Source organism: Salinicoccus siamensis (assembly GCF_042429615.1).
In the GTDB taxonomy this organism is placed as follows: domain Bacteria; phylum Bacillota; class Bacilli; order Staphylococcales; family Salinicoccaceae; genus Salinicoccus; species Salinicoccus siamensis.
The window spans coordinates 42,194-58,899 of record NZ_JBHMAH010000015.1; the positions used below are offsets into that span (position 1 = coordinate 42,194).

Sequence of the window (16,706 nt, forward strand, 5' to 3'; positions counted from 1 at the left end):
TGACATTCAATGATATACATAAAGGAGTTTTAGTTATGATAGAAGAAAAGATGATGAAGGCCTTTTGGCATCTGCATGAACATCCAGAAATCAGCTATGAGGAAACGGAAACGACGGAATACATATATAACCTGTTGGAAGCAGAAGGGTTCACGCCTGTCCGATTCAAGAATACGACTGGGCTTTATTGTGATATGGGTAATTTCGACAAAGGTCCCGTCATCGGTGTGCGCGCTGATATCGATGCCCTCTATCAGGAGGTTGACGGTGTAAAGCAGGCGAATCATTCATGCGGACATGATGCCCACATGGCAATGGTGATCGCTACCATGCTGAAGATTAAAGATGACCCAGTCCTTGATTCGAAAGGAGTACGTTTCATCTTCCAGCCTGCAGAAGAGGTCGGCACCGGTGCCTTGGCGGTGGTAGATGAGGGCGTTGTAGATGACTTGGATTACTTTTTCGGCATTCATCTGCGGCCGGTGGAGGAAGCGCGTAACGGTTATGCAGCATGCAGCATCGAACATGGTGCAGCATCTTCCATCGAGTTTCGCATCACGGGCGACGATGCACACGGTGCGCGGCCCCACCTCAACCATAATGCCATAGAGATTGGTGCCGATATCGTCAATATGCTGTCGAAGATCCATATCAATCCGGTCATCCCATCTTCAGTCAAGATGACGAAATTCCTTGCGGGTGGGAAATCATTGAATATCATACCCGGCAATGCGGAATGTGGCATCGATATGCGTGCCCAGACGAATGGGCAGATGACAAAATTGAAGGAACGCGTATATGATGTGCTGAAAACCATCGAAGATTTCTATTCTGTAAAGATAGAAGATGTCGACTACTCGGGCATCGTTGCCAGTGAGAGCCATCAGGATGCCATTGATGTATTGCGCAGATCGATTGTGGAAACGTTGGGTGAAGAGAAGTGTCTAGAGCCGATCATCACGAGTGGCGGAGACGATTTCCATTACTATACAGTGAAGCTGCCGGAACTTAAAGGGGCCATGCTCGGACTGGGCTGCGATCTCAAACCGGGCCTTCATCACCCGCACATGACTTTCGAGCATTCTGCATTGAAGAATGGAATGGAGATATTGCATAAGGCGATCATCAACGCCGAATAGTCCCGAAAGAAGGCGATGGCATGAAGAAGGTATTCATGTTGGGGGTGCTGATGCTTGCGGCATGCGGTACGGGAGAGAGCGGTACATCTGTTGAGAGCGAAGCTGAGGATGTTGCTACGGACTTGAAAGTACCCTGGATGGTGGTTGAAGCGGGGGAAGGGTTTATCGTATCTGAGCGGGAGGGTGGCCTGAAGCAAATTACAGAAGGCCGGGTCACAGACCAACCGCTTGAACTCAATATTCCAATCCATGCGAGTGGGGAAGGTGGATTGCTTGGCTTTATACTGCATCCCGATGACCCCGATACCGCATTCATCTACCACACCTATTTTGATGGGGGTGAAAAGAACCGTGTAGTCGAATTGAAACGGGAAGAAGGAACATGGAGGGAATCGGACGTCCTTATAGCCGATATACCCGGAGGCCGTGTCCATAATGGCGGGCGGATGGAAATAGGACCGGACGGCGATCTTTACATCACGACCGGCGATGCAGGTAATGGTGAATACAGCCAGGATATTGAAAGTCTTGCCGGTAAAATACTGAGGATTGGTCTAGACGGTTCCCTGCCTGAAGACAACCCATTCGGCAATGAGGTCTACAGCTATGGACACAGAAACCCCCAAGGCATCGCCTGGAACGATGAGGGGACGATGTATGCAGCTGAGCATGGTTCGGATGGGCATGACGAAATCAACAGGATAGAGCCAGGGGCGAATTATGGATGGCCGCTGGTTGAGGGGGACGAGGAACAGGAAGGGATGAAGGTCCCACTCTATCATACAGGGAATGATACGTGGGCACCTTCAGGCATTTCCCATGCCGCGGGGACGCTCTATATTGCGGCATTGAGGGGGACTAAGATCATCGCCCTTGATCTGGAGACCTTGGAAACTTCCACTCAATATGATGAAGGGAGCCGCATGCGCGATGTGCATATCAAGGATGGTTCCATCTACGCCCTCACCAATAATACAGATGGCCGGGGAGATCCTGGAGAAGGAGACGACAGATTGATTAGAATAACTATGGATGAATAAAATAAACACCTCCAAGACAGCTGTCCTGGAGGTGTTTACACTTATACGCTGCGGTATTCTTCATCATCTTCATCCACGATTCCGAACGCTTCTTCTTCAAGTTTCCGGTTGTAGAGGAAGAGTATGACTATAGCTGCGATACCGGCGGTTACAAAGTTCAACAGTGCAAGCAATGCTGCAGTGCCGATATTTTTCGTATATGCCGCAAATACCCCAAGGAAAGCAATGGACTCAATCAGCACATAGCTGACTGCGATATCGCCGATGGAGAGTCCCATGATATATAGAACGATACCGGCGATGGCGAATACGATACCGAGCGTCTTAGGCTCGAATTTTCCGCGGTCCAGAACATGTCCATCGAACATCTGTCCACCGAGGTAGAATGTCCCGAAAGGAACAAAGGCGAGTAACGGGATATCCAAATTCTTCTTCTCAGCGATGCGGTAGAGGAAATAACCTTGCAACAACCATTTGACGATGCCGAGGAGAAACAGGAATAGCACAAGTAATATTCCGATGATGGCGAGTCCTGCAAAAAGTCCGAACAATTCCATGTGAAATCACATCCTTTCTTAAATTATACCATAGGGGAAAGGTTCTATCGAAACGAAAAGCAGACTTGAAGTCTGCTTTTTTTACATATTATATTTACGGAAATTTCTTTTGTTTATCTTCTCGGCGCTGCGGTATGCATCGATGACTGCATAGAGCCATACGAGTGGCAGGAACAGATAGCCGATCAGGATTACTGTAAGGGCACCATTGATGAGCTGGAGGATCATGATGATGACCCCTTTTAAAATCTGCCCGTTGTAGATTTGTCCAAGGCCATTGATCAGAGCACTGAGTACTGCTGAAACACCTGGACTTTTTTGTGTAGGCAATGCATTCACTCCCATTTTTTGAGACTTTTATAATATACCCTTAATCTTCATCCCTAAACTTCTCTTCGCGTTCCCGTCCGCCAGGCATTCTGAACGGCCACCAGTTGCCGCGTCGGAAGGTGATGACGAACGCAGGGACCAGAAGGGGCAGTACAACGAATGCGTATAGCAAAAGTGCGAATATGATGATGCTTGCGACTTGTATCAATATGATCATACCAGAAGGCAGGAGTGCAGCAAATGTTCCGGACAGTATGATGACAGCAGTGATGACCACACCGCCCATACGCCTGATGGACTGTTCGATTGCGCCTCTGATAGTACGGTCTGTGAGTTCCTCCCTGAACCGGTCTATGATGAATATTGAATAGTCGATGCCGAGCGCCGCGAATATGATCAGACTGAAGAATGGCACGGCCCAATTCAATTCGCCATATCCGAATAGGCCAAGTAGCCATTGTGTAATGGTTACTGATGCGAAGTAGGTGATGAATATCGAACTGATCATCGAAATCGGCAACACCAGGGATCTGAATATAACAGCCAAGATGACGAACAAGGTCAGGATGAATATGGTCACGACCCGGTTATAGTCATCATTGGATATTTGGTTCAAGTCCCGGTTCATGCTCGTCACTCCCGAGAAGTAGGACTCGGTCTCTTCCCTGTCAAGACGTTGCAGTTCCCCGTCTATCGCATCTTCGACCGAATTTAAAGTGTCCATGGCCTGATGACTATACGGATCGTCTTCCAATATCACATTCATGATCAACGCTTCATTGTCACCGAAGGCGTACTGATCGACTGCATCTTCGATGTCCGGATTGTCGATGAATTCCTGAGGCACATGGACGCCTGTCTGATCGACTGCTTCATTGTCATTGATTTCCGTCATCAGTGAAGATACATCTTCAAGACCATCCCTGATTTCCCGGATGCCTTCCGAGGAGTCGGACAAGCCGTTGGCAAGTTCCGTCAATTGCTGGCTGGCAGCTTCCTGCTGCGCGGTGATTTCTTCGTTGGCTGCAGCAACTTCGTCCGACAATGTCGTCAAACCTTGCTGCACCTGACCCAATTGCTGCGCTGCCCCTTCGGCATCGCCTGTTTGGGTCATATATTCAGTGATCTGGCTGAGGTTGCTGTTTATGTCTTCAATACCGTCACCGAGCGCAGAGAGATCTCCGCCTTGTGTCTCAGTATTGCTCAGGTTGCTGCTCGCTTCATCCAGACCATCGGCTATTTCGGCCAGTCCATCCTGCATATCGATGATGCCTTCATTCGCCTGCTCCAACTGGCTGCGGACATTGAGGCCTTCTATCGCTTCACCGGATGGGCGCGTGAGTGTCTGGACTTCCTTTACCCCGTCAAGATTTGAAACAGTGGAGGCCACAGCATCAAGTCTTGATAGGTTTTCCGACTTGAGCATATCTTCTCCGGTCGACAGGATGACTTTAACAGGGAAGAGCTGGCCTTCATCGAAATTTTCACTTACAACATTAGTGGCATGGACGGTGGAATAATCATCATCGAGCTCTTCGATGGCATCGAAATTGACTTCATCGTTATAGAACAGAGCAACCGCAATCAAGATCGCAAATACTGTGAAGATGATGCGTGTTGGATACTTCAATGAGAATATTCCAAGCGGTGTCCATAAGCGGCTCTCCTTGAATTCCGTCTTCTTGATGTTCGGCCAGAAGATATATCTGCCGAGCAGATACATGAGCACGGGCAATAATGTAAAGAGGGCGAGCAACAGGAATACCACCCCTAATGCCACGCCTACAGCTGAACGGTAGATTTCAAAATTGGCAAAGTACAGGACACCGAATACGATGGCACCTGAGAGGCCGCTGATGAATACAGTTTTACCAGCTGTGGAGAAAGTGCGTATGACCGCGTCATATTTATCGTGATGTTCAAGTTCTTCTTTAAAACGGTTCAGCAGCAATATACAGTAGTCCGTACCGATGCCGAACAGGATAACGATCAGGAAACTCTGGGTCTGTGGCGAAATCGGAAAGCCGAACCATTCGACGAACCATGCAACGAAAGACTGGCCGATCAGGTAGGCGATGCCGACGACCATTACAGGTACGAACGGAGTGACGATGGACCTGAACATGATCAACAGTACAGCGACCACTATGATTACTGTAAACATTTCAGTGGATTGGATGCCTTCCATCGCATCCTGTTCGACTGTATTCTGGATGAGCTCATTTGAAGTCATGGAGGTTTTTGCTTCAGTCGTGTTCGCTTCTTCGATTGATTCTGCAACATTGCTGATATCATCGACTGAACCTACATAATCCATCGGGATGATGGCGACACCATTATCTTCATTGATGAAATTCTCTTGTACGTCATCCTCAAACTCGAATGGGTTGACCACATTATCAACGTCATCCATAGATTTTATTTCTTCAATGTAATCGACGATATCCGCTTCGTTTGCCGAGACTTTCCCATCAAATTCGAGGACGAGTGACATCGATTCCTTATCCTGATCGTATTTTTCGAGGAATTGCCTAGCTTGTTCACTTGGTGAGTCGTCCGCTAGCTGGACGTCCCCTTTTTCTGTTGCCAGTTGCGTCAAGTTAGGGGAAAGGATAAAAGTAGTGATGGCGAAAATCAGCATCAGTACGGTGACGGGCCATTTGAACTTAAGTATGTGTTTCATCGGGGGTGCCTCCTGGTATATATTTTAAAATTGTCATGGTCGCGTGATAGAGCTGTTCTTCCTCTTCTTTCGTTAATATGCCGATGTCAGTGCCTATTTTATGATGGATCTTATCCAGAAACTCCTCCACCAGTTGTTCGGACTCTCTAGTCATATAGATCAACTTCGATCTTTTGTCGTTGGTCATTTTGTTGCTTTCGCTCCTGACCAGATTCTTCTGGACAAGTTTCTTTACTGTATGTGTGATGGCACTGCGTTGCACATTAAGTTCCAGGGCCAGGTCCGAGGGGGTGGCATGCCCGTTCAGATAGATGAACTGCATGATATCCATCTGGGTCTTTGATATGTGCATACGGGTTATCGAGTCGGTGACATCATTGAACACTTTTGTGTAGCCGTAACCATAGATGAGCTTGAGGTTATGTATAACATCACTTTTTTTGGACAAATTTCACCCCTCCTTATTTTAGTTGAGAGTGCTAAACCAATCGAAGACTTCAACAGTCTACCATGTAATAAAGGACAGGGTCAAAGTATATGATGTGACAGTTTTTAGAATAGAAAAAGGACCTCCGTAGAGGCCCCCTTTAAAAAAGATCATCTATCCCAGACGCGGTGTGATTTTACGTCTTCCAAGTATTGCTTGAGATTCTCATCAATATTCGTAACACCCTTGTCATCGGCTGTGAATGAGAGCGCCTTGAATATATCGCCGTCATCTGTGCTGAAGCCGATCGCCTTCTTATGCTTGAATGCAATCTCGAGGTTTTCTACAGCTTCAGGATGCAGGTTTTCATGTCCCTTCAAAATGATCACAGCATCGAAAAGTACCGAATGGACCGTATCGAACGTTTCAGTCATGACATCATCACCTATTTTACGTATCTTATCAGAGATGAAAGTGACTGCTGTACCCTTATCTTCCAGTTTTTGCTGCAGGGTCAACATTTTTTCTGTCGGTACATCGGGCGTTATCATGATGCCGATCTCGCGCGTTTCAAGAGATGAAGGTGTGTTCGCCATACTGAGCGCTGGAGAACTTTTCTCATAGTTTGATTCTTCTATCGTATCAGGCAGTTCGACCCCTATTTTATCCACTACGTATTCAGTCATTTCCCGATCGATTGGATTGAGGAGGTTATTTACGGCATTCTGTCTGACGCCGAGATCCTTACATTTCCCGAGTTCAAAGCTGAAGGCATCAAATATATGCTGCTTCTCATGGGCCGTCATGGAATTGAGGAACATTTTCGCCTGGCTGAAGTGGTCTTTGAAACTCTCACTCCGTGCCCTGATTTTACGGCCTTCGACTTTCTCGTCATAGTGCTCATAACCACCCTCTTCCGGAGATGCCGGTTCCGGTTGATTGTTGTTGAGGTAGTTCTTGTGATAGGAAGTTTGGCCCTTTGTAACATTCATCTGATTATAGCCTTCCCTCTGGTTGTTTGCGAAAGGACAGATCGGGCGGTTGATCGGAATCTGATGGAAGTTCGGCCCACCGAGGCGGATCAACTGCGTATCAGTATAGGAGAAGAGCCTGCCCTGTAGAAGCGGGTCATTCGAGAAGTCGATGCCCGGCACGACATGTCCTGGGTGGAAGGCGACCTGTTCCGTCTCTGCAAAGTAGTCGTCGACATTCTGATTCAATGTCATTTTACCTACAATCTGGACGGGGACATCCTCCTCGGGCCATATTTTGGTCGGATCTAGAATATCGAAGTCCATATTGAATTCATCTTCTTCCGGAATCAACTGCATGCCAAGTTCAAATTCAACCGCATTGCCTTTATTGATGTTTTCCCACAGATCTTGGCGGTGGAAGTCCATATTCTTCCCATTGATGAGCTGTGCTTCGTCCCATACCACCTGATGCGTGCCCAATTTCGGTTTCCAGTGGAATTTGACGAAATGGCTCTTGCCTTCAGCGTTCACCAATCTGAATGTGTGGACACCGAACCCTTCCATCATCCTTAGGCTTCGCGGGATCGCGCGGTCGCTCATCAACCACATTACCATATGGGCACTTTCGGTATTTTGTGATACCCAATCCCAGAATGTATCGTGGGCGGAGGCTGCCTGAGGCATTTCATTATGGGGTTCTGGTTTCACAGCATGGACCATGTCTGGAAATTTGATGGCGTCCTGCATAAAGAAGACGGGCATATTATTTCCGACAAGATCGAAGTTACCCTCTTCTGTATAGAATTTTGTTGCAAATCCGCGGACGTCACGCGGGATGTCCATGGAACCACGGTTCCCGGCAACTGTTGAAAACCTCACGAAGACAGGGGTTCTTCTGCTTGTATCTGTAAAGAGTCCTGCCTTTGTATATTTTTCCAATGATTCATACAGCTCGAATTCACCGTGTACTCCGAACCCTCTGGCATGAACCACACGTTCAGGAATGCGTTCGTGGTCGAAATGTGTCATCTTTTCGCGGAAATGGAAGTCTTCCATCAACGTCGGGCCACGTTCACCGGCTTTCAGGGAGAATTCATCGTTGCTGACTTTAAGTCCCTGATTCGTTGTCATATGTGCTTTTTTGGTATTATCGATCGTGTTCTTTTGGAGATCTTCCTTCTTCTTGTTCATTAATGGTTACGCCTCCTTGAAAGATTGAAATGATACCTTGCCCCTCCACTATAACAATCCCACATGCGCTTTGCATACATTTACTATATCGGGTTTTTTTGTATTCAAAGCGGGTATAGTAAAAGGTCGTGCACATGTTGGCACGACCTTCTACTTAAAGATATTCTTCAATTTTCTGTATCAATCCATCGTTGAGAGTGCTGTGTTTGGCAAGGAACGTCTCTAATCCCACCTGTGCAATCTGTTCATCTCTTTCTTTGACTTCAGGGTCATTGGGATTGTTGAATTCCAGTGCATACACAGCAAGCTCTGTGAGAGCATTGCAACTGAGATTGTTCTTCTCCAAGTAGATCAGCGGCTTCATGATACGATCGCCCGCGCTTAGTTTGCGCATCACACCACGTCCAACACGGTCCAGATCATCGGATAGATGGGGGTTTTTGAACCGCGCAATGATTTTTTCTATATATGAGAGCTGCTGTGCCTCCGTGAAATCGTAATTTGAAGTCAGATAGAGCATTGTTTCATTCAGGACATTCCTGAGGAATACTTCGACTTTTTCATTGGTCATCGCCTCGGCTACAGTTTTGAAGCCAAGGGTCTTGCCATAATAGGCTATCGCTGCATGACCGGTATTGACCGTAAACAGTTTGCGTTCGATAAAGGGTATCAGATCTTCTACATAAGTGACCCCATCCAGTCTCGCCTCTCCTATCCAGCTCATCAGTATGCTTCAAGATTTCCTTTTTAAGTGTATCTGTGGCAAGGATGGCGTTTTCGCAGGCAATGAATGCAGCGATGTTCGGCATGATCATACTGCTTAAAAATGAACCGAAAGCTTGAACTTTACGTGAAAGACCTTTTTTTCTTCAGACATTAAAGCCACCCCTTTTTAGATGATTTATAGTATAACTAAATCATAAGGCGAAAAGGTAACGCTTACAATATAAACAAAACGCAGCTTTGGCACACTGATATTGCCAAAACATATGTTAATGATCAATGGATGAAGGATGGCGTGGTATAATTGTTTGGATATTCGAGTATGGTGGGGTCATATGCAAAAGGAGAATAGTAAAAGGGGTGGTCGGTATGGAAAGCAGTAAAAAGGGAGCATTGTTTGCCCTGAGTGCCTATCTGATATGGGGGTTTCTGCCCATATATTGGAAGCAGTTGGAACATGTTTCTTCGTACGAAGTCATTGCTCACCGCGTATTCTGGTCGTTCATCTTCATGATTGTATTCATCCTCGCGACGAACCGTATGCATCTTTTCTATAAAGATCTGAAGTTCATATTCCGGGACAAAAAGAAAGTGGCGGCATTATTCGCTGCCTCAGTAGTCATCACCTCCAACTGGCTGCTATATATCATTGCAGTCAACAGTGGCCATATATTGGATGCGAGCCTCGGCTATTACATAAATCCCCTCATAAGCATTCTCATCGGGTTCGCAGTTCTTGGGGAACGATTTTCAAAATCTCAATGGGTCGCCATCATAATCGTCTTTCTGGGAGTCGCCTACATGACGGTAGGTCTGGGTTCTGCGCCGTGGATATCACTTTTCCTGGCTCTGTCCTTCAGTATCTACGGATTAATCAAAAAAGTAGTCAATATGGATGCCGTCTTTGCTATGGCTGTGGAAACTTTTGTTTTGGCGCCGGTGGCGCTATTCTATATCCTATTCCTTGAAGTCGGCGGGGAGGGGCATTTCGGATTCGATCAGGATAGCCTGGTCATGATGGGGACAGGCGTCGTCACTGCCGTACCATTGTTGCTGTTCTCGATCGGTGCACAGCGTATCCGACTGTCCCTAGTGGGTATACTTCAGTATTTTGCACCGACTGTAATGCTTCTGCTTGGGGTCTTCATGTATGGTGAGGCATTTACCCGCATACATGGTGTCGCCTATATATTGATATGGGGCGGGCTCGGGCTGTATACATTCACCCGCTTCAAGGAAATGCGACGGGACACAGGACGCAAGCCGAGACGGCGCGTCACACACTAGCATATTGTTAGGGGAAGCATCTATAGTCATGATATGATTTATTGAAAATGAGTTTTCTAAGGAGTAGGGGATATGAAGTTTTCGAAATATCTGTTTGCCGTTCCGATTGCAGTTGCGTTACTGACTGGTTGTCAGGGGGAAGAGGAGAAAACAGATCAGACATCAGGAGAGGCCGGGGTCGCCCAAGAGGAAACGACCGAAGGGAAGCAATCAATGGACACCACAGATGATGCAAACCGGACATTGAAAGGAATCGAAACAGATGATTCCGCAATTGCCGACTTGGTTGAAGAGGCCCGGAATATAGAAAGTTACCAAGCCATGGTGGACCTGGAGGCTTTGGTGGACGATGAATCCTCCCAAACTCTTGATGCGGACGTAAAGTATAAAGAGGGGACGCCACCGTCTTTGCATCTTAAGTCAGAAGGGGAGGACCGGACCATCTCGAAAGATGGTGAAACCTACTACAATAACGGAGACGATTGGGTAGACATCTCAGAGTCCATAGAAATAGAACAGCTTTTTCATGTAACATACAAAAATGCCGTCATCGCTTTTTCTGATATTAAAGATGAGATGAAGCTGACTGAAGAGGAAAATCAGCTGATCTATACATTTGAGGGGGAAAGCACTGAAATCTTTGAAGTGTTTGAATCACTCTTTGCAGCTGAATTCAGTGCCATAGATACCTCCAATCCGAATAATGAGGTGGAAGTCGTCATCGACAAGGAGAATTCGCGCATAAAGTCCATCCAGTATGAAGCGACAGGAGAAGATGCAGAAGGGCGTTATGAATTATCCGGAGAGGTCGAGTTTAAATCATTCAATGATATAGGTGCGATACAGTTGCCTGAGTCAGTCGACTAGTCCAGGTGCAGAGATGGTATGAGAAGGTAATGTCACCTGTGCGGGTGACTTAAGGAAGTAAGAAGAGGCGATTCTCATGGGATCGCCTCTTCTTATTTTTTAGCTCCAATGACTCGGTTTTCCCCCTCGTCATCATTTATTTTACATCCTTCAGTTAAAACGACTCCTTATTCAGTATCTTTCTTCAGCTCGACGAACCTGACATATTCAAGGGTAGAAACGTGGACGGAGCCATTCCTATCTTTCTCGATCAATTTCAGTTCCTGGGCGAAATCATCTCCGACAGGTATGACCATCCTGCCGTCTGGGGCGAGCTGGTCAACCAATGCCTGAGGTGTTCTTTCGGCGGCCGCGGTGACGATGATGCGGTCGTAGGGAGCATATTCCAACCACCCCTGGTTGCCATCGCCGTAATGGAAATGGATATTGGAAAACCCCTCGGTCCGGAGTCTTTCTTTAGCACGTTCATACAATGCCTCAATGCGTTCAACAGTGTAGACGTTTTTTGAAAACTTTGCGAGCATGGCGGTCTGAAAGCCTGAACCGGTGCCTATTTCGAGCACATCATGTTGTGGTGCGAGCTCGAGCGCAAGCGTCATGGACAACACAAGCGAAGGTTGTGAAATCGTCTGGCCGTGGCCGATCGGGCACGGCATGTCGGCTCCTGCCAGATGTCTTTGCGTATCCATATATCTACTGCGATCAAGCCTGTTGAAAAAGGATTCTATTGCTTTTTTATCATGTTTCAAAACACTCACCCCTTTTAGTTGATGGGCGTCAGATACATTTCAATGAAATCACGCTGTTCTTCGATGGCAGGCGGAAGGGAGAGTTTCTCTCCAAGGGCATCGATGGGTTCGTCAATATCGAAGCCCGGCCCTTCTGTCGACAATTCTACAGTTATCCCACCGACCGTCGTGATATATAGGGCCTTGAAGTAATAGCGGTCGACGATGCCTGAATTCAACCACTTTTCATGATCAACCTTCTCCTTGATATTGAGGAGGGCTGCTTCATCGGCGACACGTAGGGAAAGGTGGTGTACGCTGCCATATCCTTCTTTTTCGAGCTGGCTGGTCCGCTTTTCGATAAGGTATAGAGAATCGTCGCCGAACTTCATTTCGACGGCTGTGTCCTCGTTTTTGTAGGGGTGATCTGAAACGCCGCCCAGCAGTTCGAAGAATTGGACCATGGGTTTCAAGTATTGGATGCTCAGTTCCACAGCACCAATCGACGTCAAGGCATGGGCTTCAGGAATCTCCGGATGAGTATTCGGAGATTTCGGCCCCTGCTGATCCACCATAAGGGCGAGACGTTGTTTTTCATGATCTTCGAATTTCATGACGGTCTTGCCGAATTCTTCCGTGATCTCTTCATAGTGGATGTTTTTCCCTTCGAACCGGGCTTTGAAGAATTCGAGCGCCTCCTTGGAAGGGACCCTGAAGTATGTGCGGCTGATGCCGTTGCTGCCTGATTGGTACTTCGGTGCCCCGGTTATTTCAAAGAAAGTGATATCCGTGCCCGGATGGCCTTCATGGTCTGCGTAAAACAGATGATACATGCTTGTGTCATCCTGGTTTACGGTCTTTTTGACGAGTCTGAGTCCAAGCACATCTGTATAGAATTTGTGATTATCGATGATGTTGGCAGTAATCGCTGACACATGGTGCAACCCTTTTGGTATCATAAAAAATCGCTCCTTCCACTTATCACTGATATTATATAATATATGGGAAGTAAACTCTAATAAAGGAGGTTGCCGGAATGGAACATTTATTTATAAAAGCTAAAAACGAGAAAAGGAATACACTGATACTTTTTCATGGCAGTGGCGGTCGTGAAACGGATCTTTTGGAGATTGCAGCTATGGTGGATGGCTCAGCCAATATACTCGCATTCCGCGGGAACGTTGATGAAGAAGGGCGTGCGCATTTCTTCGCTCGACAGGGGGCAGGATATGATGAAGGTAGCCTTAAGGCAGAAGGGACGGCCATAAAAAAATTGGTGGAGGATCTGGCTGAAGAATATGGTTTGGATCTCAATCAGGCGATATATGTCGGCTACTCACATGGAGCGGATATGGCTTCACACCTGCTCATGCATCATGATCTGCCGGTGGCGGGCGCCATGCTGATGCATCCATCCTACAATGGTGAACAAGCGGCAGAGGTCGATCTGAGCGGAAAGAAGATCCTTCTGACAGCAGGGGCCAGGGACGTCCAGACGACTGCCGGTGAAGCATATCAGTTGAGACGGCACCTCGAACAAAAAGGCGCCGAGGTCAGCATCAAGCTGACGGACGGCGGCCACGAGATAGACCCGGAAGAATTGATGGAGGGGCATGTCTGGTATCTGGGAGTGAAGTAGCCCCTGATCGATCAAAGGTATACGGAAGACAAATAGTGCGAGAGTCCATCTTCGTCGCACGTATATGCAGTGACATCATCTGCAGCTTCAAGGATTGAGGGCACCGAGTTTTTCATTGCGGTACGCTTGCCGGCTTTGTCAAACAAAGGAAGGTCGTTCATCGAATCCCCCACGACATGCACATCCTCATACGACAGTCCGTATCGACCCATTAAAGTTTCAAGGCCTGTGGCCTTGTCGCGTCCCTTCAACATGATTTCGGCATTATGGACACTGGTGGTATAGAGGGCATAGTCCGATTCGTCTTGCTGCGCTCTCAGATGGTCGTACCAGCTGCCGATCTTATCCGTGTCTGTACTGAAGAAGAATATCTTTACGACATGTTCGAATGATAGGGTCGGCACCCATTGAACTGTACTTTCGAGTGTCTGTTGGGCGTAGAGGTATTCAAAATGCTTCATCGTCTCCGGCTGGGGCCGGCTGATGTCTGCGGCCGAATACTCTTTATCTTCAAGCAAGGTACGACTTGAATTTTCAAGCGTGTGGATTTCGTAATAGATCTGCCGCCTGCGTGCAGCAGCTATCATATCTGAAACGAAGTCAGGGTCGAATGAAGCAGAATCAATCAACCGACCATCTACATAGACACCCATGCCGCTTGCTGCAACATAACCGTCAAGTGGACAGTCTCCGGGAGTAATTTCTGTAATTTCGTAATGCGTTCGTCCTGTCGCGAAAAAGATGAGCATCCCCGTTTCTTTGAGTGCTGCCAATACCGCAACGAGGGATTTTGGGAAGCGGCCACTGTGGTCGAGTATCGTGCCGTCCATATCCAGAACCAATGCTTTCATGAAATGATTCTCCTTTTATGCTGAAGTTGAATTGTAATGCCTTCTTATTGCGAAATATATTTTTATAATTATAGATTCAGGCGGGGTGAAGAAGTGGTGCGAACGGATTTGAAGAAGCCGCTGATGGACGGATTGACCATCGGCATGGGTTATGTGCCGGTTGCTGTAGCCTTTGGCATAACGGCAAAACCGGTCATGTCCTTTTTTGACGCGGTGCTGATGAGTTTCATGGTATATGGAGGCGCAAGCCAATTTCTGGCCCTCCAGATGATGTCTACGAGCGGTGCAATAGCCATTGTATTTGCCGTATTCATCCTCAATTCAAGGCATTTTGTCATGTCGTTCAAGGTAAACTATGATTTGAAGCATGAATCCTTTTTGAAACGTCTGTTCCTATCTTCATATGTTACGGATGAGGGCTTTGCAGTGACCGCCAACAGTACTCCAGAACAGCGTCATTTCAGCAGCTATGCAGTCACTTTCCTCACAGCCTATCTTTTTTGGGTGACGTTTTCTGCCATTGGTTACCTGGCGGGCGAATGGATGAGCAAGGGGTGGGTTGCAGCCAGCGGCATCGCTTTATATGCACTGTTCATCGCACTGCTCATTCCAGCTGTGCGTATCCACTACCGCTTCGGCATCATCGCCATGGCAGGCATGATCATCCATTACATAATGGGGCAGCTCTCCTTCGTGCCATCCGGCATTGCCATCGTGCTGGCGATACTCATTGCAGCAGCACTCGGATCGATACTTGAAAGAGCGGAGGTGTCCAGATGACCCTACTGGTTGTTGCCATGTTTGCTGTGACGATTATAACACGTATTCTACCGGCATTTATAATCGATGGCTTCCCATTGCCGGAATGGCTTGTAACATATTTGAACTACATCCCTTATGCCGCACTCGGCGTGCTTATCTTCCCGGGTATATTAGATGCCCTCGAAAATCCATTGCATGGTCTTTTGGGAGGGGCGTTCGCCATGTTGCTGGCGTTGTTTCGGGTGCCGCTTTTCTTTATCGTGCTAGGCACAATCGTGTTTGTCTATCTGATAACTTGAGGGGCCTTAGATTTCAGCATATCCATTTGCTGTGCCTAAACCGGCATGGCAGCGACCGTGGCGGGACCTGATTGGTTACCAAGGAAAGGGTCATGTGGTAAAATGAAGGGAATAATCAAGGAGCGAAGGAGTTTTAATGTGAAAAGTACAAAGAGCCATCTAAAGTCGTACAATATGAATGATCTGAAGCGTCTTGCGCGTACCATTTCAGTGAAAAACTTCTCGAAATATAAAAAGGATGATCTGATTGATGCCATAATCGAGCGTCAACATACTACAGAAGCGGCAGGGTACGCGTATAAATACATCGATGACCATTCTTTTGAAGCCTGGAAGAACACGGGAGGCCGTGGGCCTACCGAGTCGCGATATAATTTGGAAGAACTGTTCGGGCTGTATATATTGGGCTATGCCTTTGAAGATTCTGAACAGGAGGATAAGTTCTTTATTGCAGAAGGAATACCGGAGCTGTTCGCTACGGTAGATAATGAAGTGAATAGGGAAGCGCGGCTTAGAGTCCAACGTAAATTGAAGCTTATAAGAGCTGCTCTTCATCTTTACGGTATTGTGAGTTTCAGTCAGCTCCAACACCTATTCAAAAAATATTATGATATGGAAATGACTTCAGCGGAACTGGTGAGCTTCCTTGGAGAATCACCTTATGATATTTCAATTGATGAAGATAATGAACAGATCATCATTGATGACATGAATTATGCACAGTATGAAATGGTCAAAAAACTCCAGGGAAATCTACCTTACTACGAGCCGGAATTCGGCAAATTCATCAAGTTCAGCGATCCCAACTATATCGATGAATCGAAAGCCCATCGTGCACTCAAAGAGTGGGTGAAGGATAATGTCGATGTACCGAGGGACAAACATTACAGTGTATATATATCACTGCTTCAGCTGATTATGCAGGGGTCTAAGAAAGATGATATCCTCCAATACTTGATGACCTTGAATGTCGAGTTGCAGAATGCTGGCAGCCAACGCGAATTGATGGATATGATGGCTGAGATCGTTGAAAACACACGCCACTTCAAATATCGTGGCCACAAGGAGTCGGAATTGAACTCCCAGACAGTCGTCAAGGAAGTCAAAGTGGGTCGGAATGACCCTTGTCCATGCGGCAGCGGGCGTAAATATAAGAAATGCTGCGGCAGATGAAGGTCCGGTATTTAGCGGACCTTTTTCTACACAGTC

At 47.1% G+C, this 16,706-nt stretch carries 17 protein-coding genes; 8 read left to right on the forward strand and 9 right to left on the reverse strand.

Features of this window, described 5'->3' with window-relative positions:
* Nucleotides 1-35: 35 nt before the first annotated feature.
* Nucleotides 36-1,139 (forward strand): M20 peptidase aminoacylase family protein, encoded by a 1,104-nt coding sequence (locus ACFFLE_RS06630; RefSeq protein WP_380570358.1) that lies wholly within the window; start codon nt 36-38, stop codon nt 1,137-1,139.
* A 20-nt stretch (nt 1,140-1,159) separates the two neighbouring features.
* Complete coding sequence (locus tag ACFFLE_RS06635; protein ID WP_380570359.1) at nt 1,160-2,179, forward strand: PQQ-dependent sugar dehydrogenase; 1,020 nt, start codon at nt 1,160-1,162, stop codon at nt 2,177-2,179.
* Between the two features lie 41 nt (nt 2,180-2,220).
* Here ACFFLE_RS06635 and ACFFLE_RS06640 read toward each other — a convergent pair whose 3' ends face one another.
* The 6 genes from ACFFLE_RS06640 to ACFFLE_RS06665 form a co-directional block, all read right to left on the reverse strand.
* On the reverse strand, nt 2,221-2,736 hold the full coding sequence (locus ACFFLE_RS06640; RefSeq protein ID WP_380570360.1) for a hypothetical protein: 516 nt from the start codon (nt 2,734-2,736) through the stop codon (nt 2,221-2,223).
* A gap of 81 nt (nt 2,737-2,817) precedes the next feature.
* Entirely contained in the window at nt 2,818-3,066 is a 249-nt protein-coding gene (locus ACFFLE_RS06645) for a hypothetical protein (RefSeq protein ID WP_344700850.1), read from the reverse strand.
* Between the two features lie 40 nt (nt 3,067-3,106).
* Nucleotides 3,107-5,749, reverse strand: a complete 2,643-nt coding sequence (locus ACFFLE_RS06650) for an MMPL family transporter (RefSeq protein WP_380570362.1) — start codon at nt 5,747-5,749, stop codon at nt 3,107-3,109.
* Nucleotides 5,733-6,197 (reverse strand): MarR family transcriptional regulator, encoded by a 465-nt coding sequence (locus ACFFLE_RS06655; protein WP_380570364.1) that lies wholly within the window; start codon nt 6,195-6,197, stop codon nt 5,733-5,735. The genes ACFFLE_RS06650 and ACFFLE_RS06655 overlap by 17 nt, the downstream gene beginning before the upstream one ends.
* 149 nt (nt 6,198-6,346) lie before the next feature.
* Entirely contained in the window at nt 6,347-8,341 is a 1,995-nt protein-coding gene (locus ACFFLE_RS06660; protein ID WP_380570366.1) for a catalase, read from the reverse strand.
* Between the two features lie 154 nt (nt 8,342-8,495).
* On the reverse strand, nt 8,496-9,065 hold the full coding sequence (locus ACFFLE_RS06665; RefSeq protein ID WP_380570367.1) for a mannitol dehydrogenase family protein: 570 nt from the start codon (nt 9,063-9,065) through the stop codon (nt 8,496-8,498).
* A gap of 368 nt (nt 9,066-9,433) precedes the next feature.
* Here ACFFLE_RS06665 and rarD point away from each other — a divergent pair, with 368 nt between their 5' ends.
* Together rarD and ACFFLE_RS06675 are read left to right on the forward strand one after the other, a co-directional pair.
* Nucleotides 9,434-10,351, forward strand: a complete 918-nt coding sequence (gene rarD / locus ACFFLE_RS06670; RefSeq protein WP_380570368.1) for an EamA family transporter RarD — start codon at nt 9,434-9,436, stop codon at nt 10,349-10,351.
* 72 nt (nt 10,352-10,423) lie between these two features.
* Nucleotides 10,424-11,218 (forward strand): hypothetical protein, encoded by a 795-nt coding sequence (locus tag ACFFLE_RS06675; RefSeq protein WP_380570369.1) that lies wholly within the window; start codon nt 10,424-10,426, stop codon nt 11,216-11,218.
* Between the two features lie 167 nt (nt 11,219-11,385).
* Here ACFFLE_RS06675 and ACFFLE_RS06680 read toward each other — a convergent pair whose 3' ends face one another.
* Complete coding sequence (locus tag ACFFLE_RS06680) at nt 11,386-11,976, reverse strand: protein-L-isoaspartate(D-aspartate) O-methyltransferase (protein ID WP_380570370.1); 591 nt, start codon at nt 11,974-11,976, stop codon at nt 11,386-11,388.
* 5 nt (nt 11,977-11,981) lie between these two features.
* Nucleotides 11,982-12,905: a VOC family protein gene (locus ACFFLE_RS06685; RefSeq protein WP_380570371.1), complete on the reverse strand. Its 924-nt coding sequence runs from the start codon at nt 12,903-12,905 to the stop codon at nt 11,982-11,984.
* Nucleotides 12,906-12,982: 77 nt separating this feature from the next.
* Here ACFFLE_RS06685 and ACFFLE_RS06690 point away from each other — a divergent pair, with 77 nt between their 5' ends.
* On the forward strand, nt 12,983-13,585 hold the full coding sequence (locus ACFFLE_RS06690; RefSeq protein WP_380570372.1) for an alpha/beta hydrolase: 603 nt from the start codon (nt 12,983-12,985) through the stop codon (nt 13,583-13,585).
* Nucleotides 13,586-13,596: 11 nt separating this feature from the next.
* Here the strand turns inward: ACFFLE_RS06690 and ACFFLE_RS06695 are convergent, their stop codons facing one another.
* Nucleotides 13,597-14,436 carry an HAD-IIB family hydrolase gene (locus ACFFLE_RS06695; protein ID WP_380570373.1) on the reverse strand — a complete coding sequence of 280 codons (840 nt, stop codon included), beginning with the start codon at nt 14,434-14,436 and terminating at the stop codon, nt 13,597-13,599.
* A gap of 93 nt (nt 14,437-14,529) precedes the next feature.
* Between ACFFLE_RS06695 and ACFFLE_RS06700 the strand changes: the two genes are divergently transcribed.
* From ACFFLE_RS06700 to ACFFLE_RS06710, 3 genes are all read left to right on the forward strand, one after another.
* Nucleotides 14,530-15,216, forward strand: a complete 687-nt coding sequence (locus tag ACFFLE_RS06700; RefSeq protein ID WP_380570374.1) for an AzlC family ABC transporter permease — start codon at nt 14,530-14,532, stop codon at nt 15,214-15,216.
* Entirely contained in the window at nt 15,213-15,497 is a 285-nt protein-coding gene (locus ACFFLE_RS06705; RefSeq protein WP_380570375.1) for a branched-chain amino acid transport AzlD family protein, read from the forward strand. The genes ACFFLE_RS06700 and ACFFLE_RS06705 overlap by 4 nt, the downstream gene beginning before the upstream one ends.
* A gap of 138 nt (nt 15,498-15,635) precedes the next feature.
* The gene (locus tag ACFFLE_RS06710; RefSeq protein WP_380570376.1) at nt 15,636-16,670 is read left to right on the forward strand and encodes a Rho termination factor N-terminal domain-containing protein; all 1,035 of its coding nucleotides are present in this window, start codon (nt 15,636-15,638) and stop codon (nt 16,668-16,670) included.
* Nucleotides 16,671-16,706 lie beyond the last annotated feature (36 nt).

What these genes read in the sequence shown, in the direction of transcription:
- ACFFLE_RS06630 (WP_380570358.1), top strand. Translation starts at nt 36, where the DNA reads ATGATAGAAGAAAAGATGATGAAGGCCTTTTGGCATCTGCATGAACAT.
- ACFFLE_RS06635 (WP_380570359.1), top strand. Translation starts at nt 1,160, where the DNA reads ATGAAGAAGGTATTCATGTTGGGGGTGCTGATGCTTGCGGCATGCGGT.
- ACFFLE_RS06640 (WP_380570360.1), bottom strand. Translation starts at nt 2,736, where the DNA reads ATGGAATTGTTCGGACTTTTTGCAGGACTCGCCATCATCGGAATATTA.
- ACFFLE_RS06650 (WP_380570362.1), bottom strand. Translation starts at nt 5,749, where the DNA reads ATGAAACACATACTTAAGTTCAAATGGCCCGTCACCGTACTGATGCTG.
- ACFFLE_RS06660 (WP_380570366.1), bottom strand. Translation starts at nt 8,341, where the DNA reads ATGAACAAGAAGAAGGAAGATCTCCAAAAGAACACGATCGATAATACC.
- ACFFLE_RS06665 (WP_380570367.1), bottom strand. Translation starts at nt 9,065, where the DNA reads ATGAGCTGGATAGGAGAGGCGAGACTGGATGGGGTCACTTATGTAGAA.
- rarD (WP_380570368.1), top strand. Translation starts at nt 9,434, where the DNA reads ATGGAAAGCAGTAAAAAGGGAGCATTGTTTGCCCTGAGTGCCTATCTG.
- ACFFLE_RS06675 (WP_380570369.1), top strand. Translation starts at nt 10,424, where the DNA reads ATGAAGTTTTCGAAATATCTGTTTGCCGTTCCGATTGCAGTTGCGTTA.
- ACFFLE_RS06685 (WP_380570371.1), bottom strand. Translation starts at nt 12,905, where the DNA reads ATGATACCAAAAGGGTTGCACCATGTGTCAGCGATTACTGCCAACATC.
- ACFFLE_RS06690 (WP_380570372.1), top strand. Translation starts at nt 12,983, where the DNA reads ATGGAACATTTATTTATAAAAGCTAAAAACGAGAAAAGGAATACACTG.
- ACFFLE_RS06695 (WP_380570373.1), bottom strand. Translation starts at nt 14,436, where the DNA reads ATGAAAGCATTGGTTCTGGATATGGACGGCACGATACTCGACCACAGT.
- ACFFLE_RS06705 (WP_380570375.1), top strand. Translation starts at nt 15,213, where the DNA reads ATGACCCTACTGGTTGTTGCCATGTTTGCTGTGACGATTATAACACGT.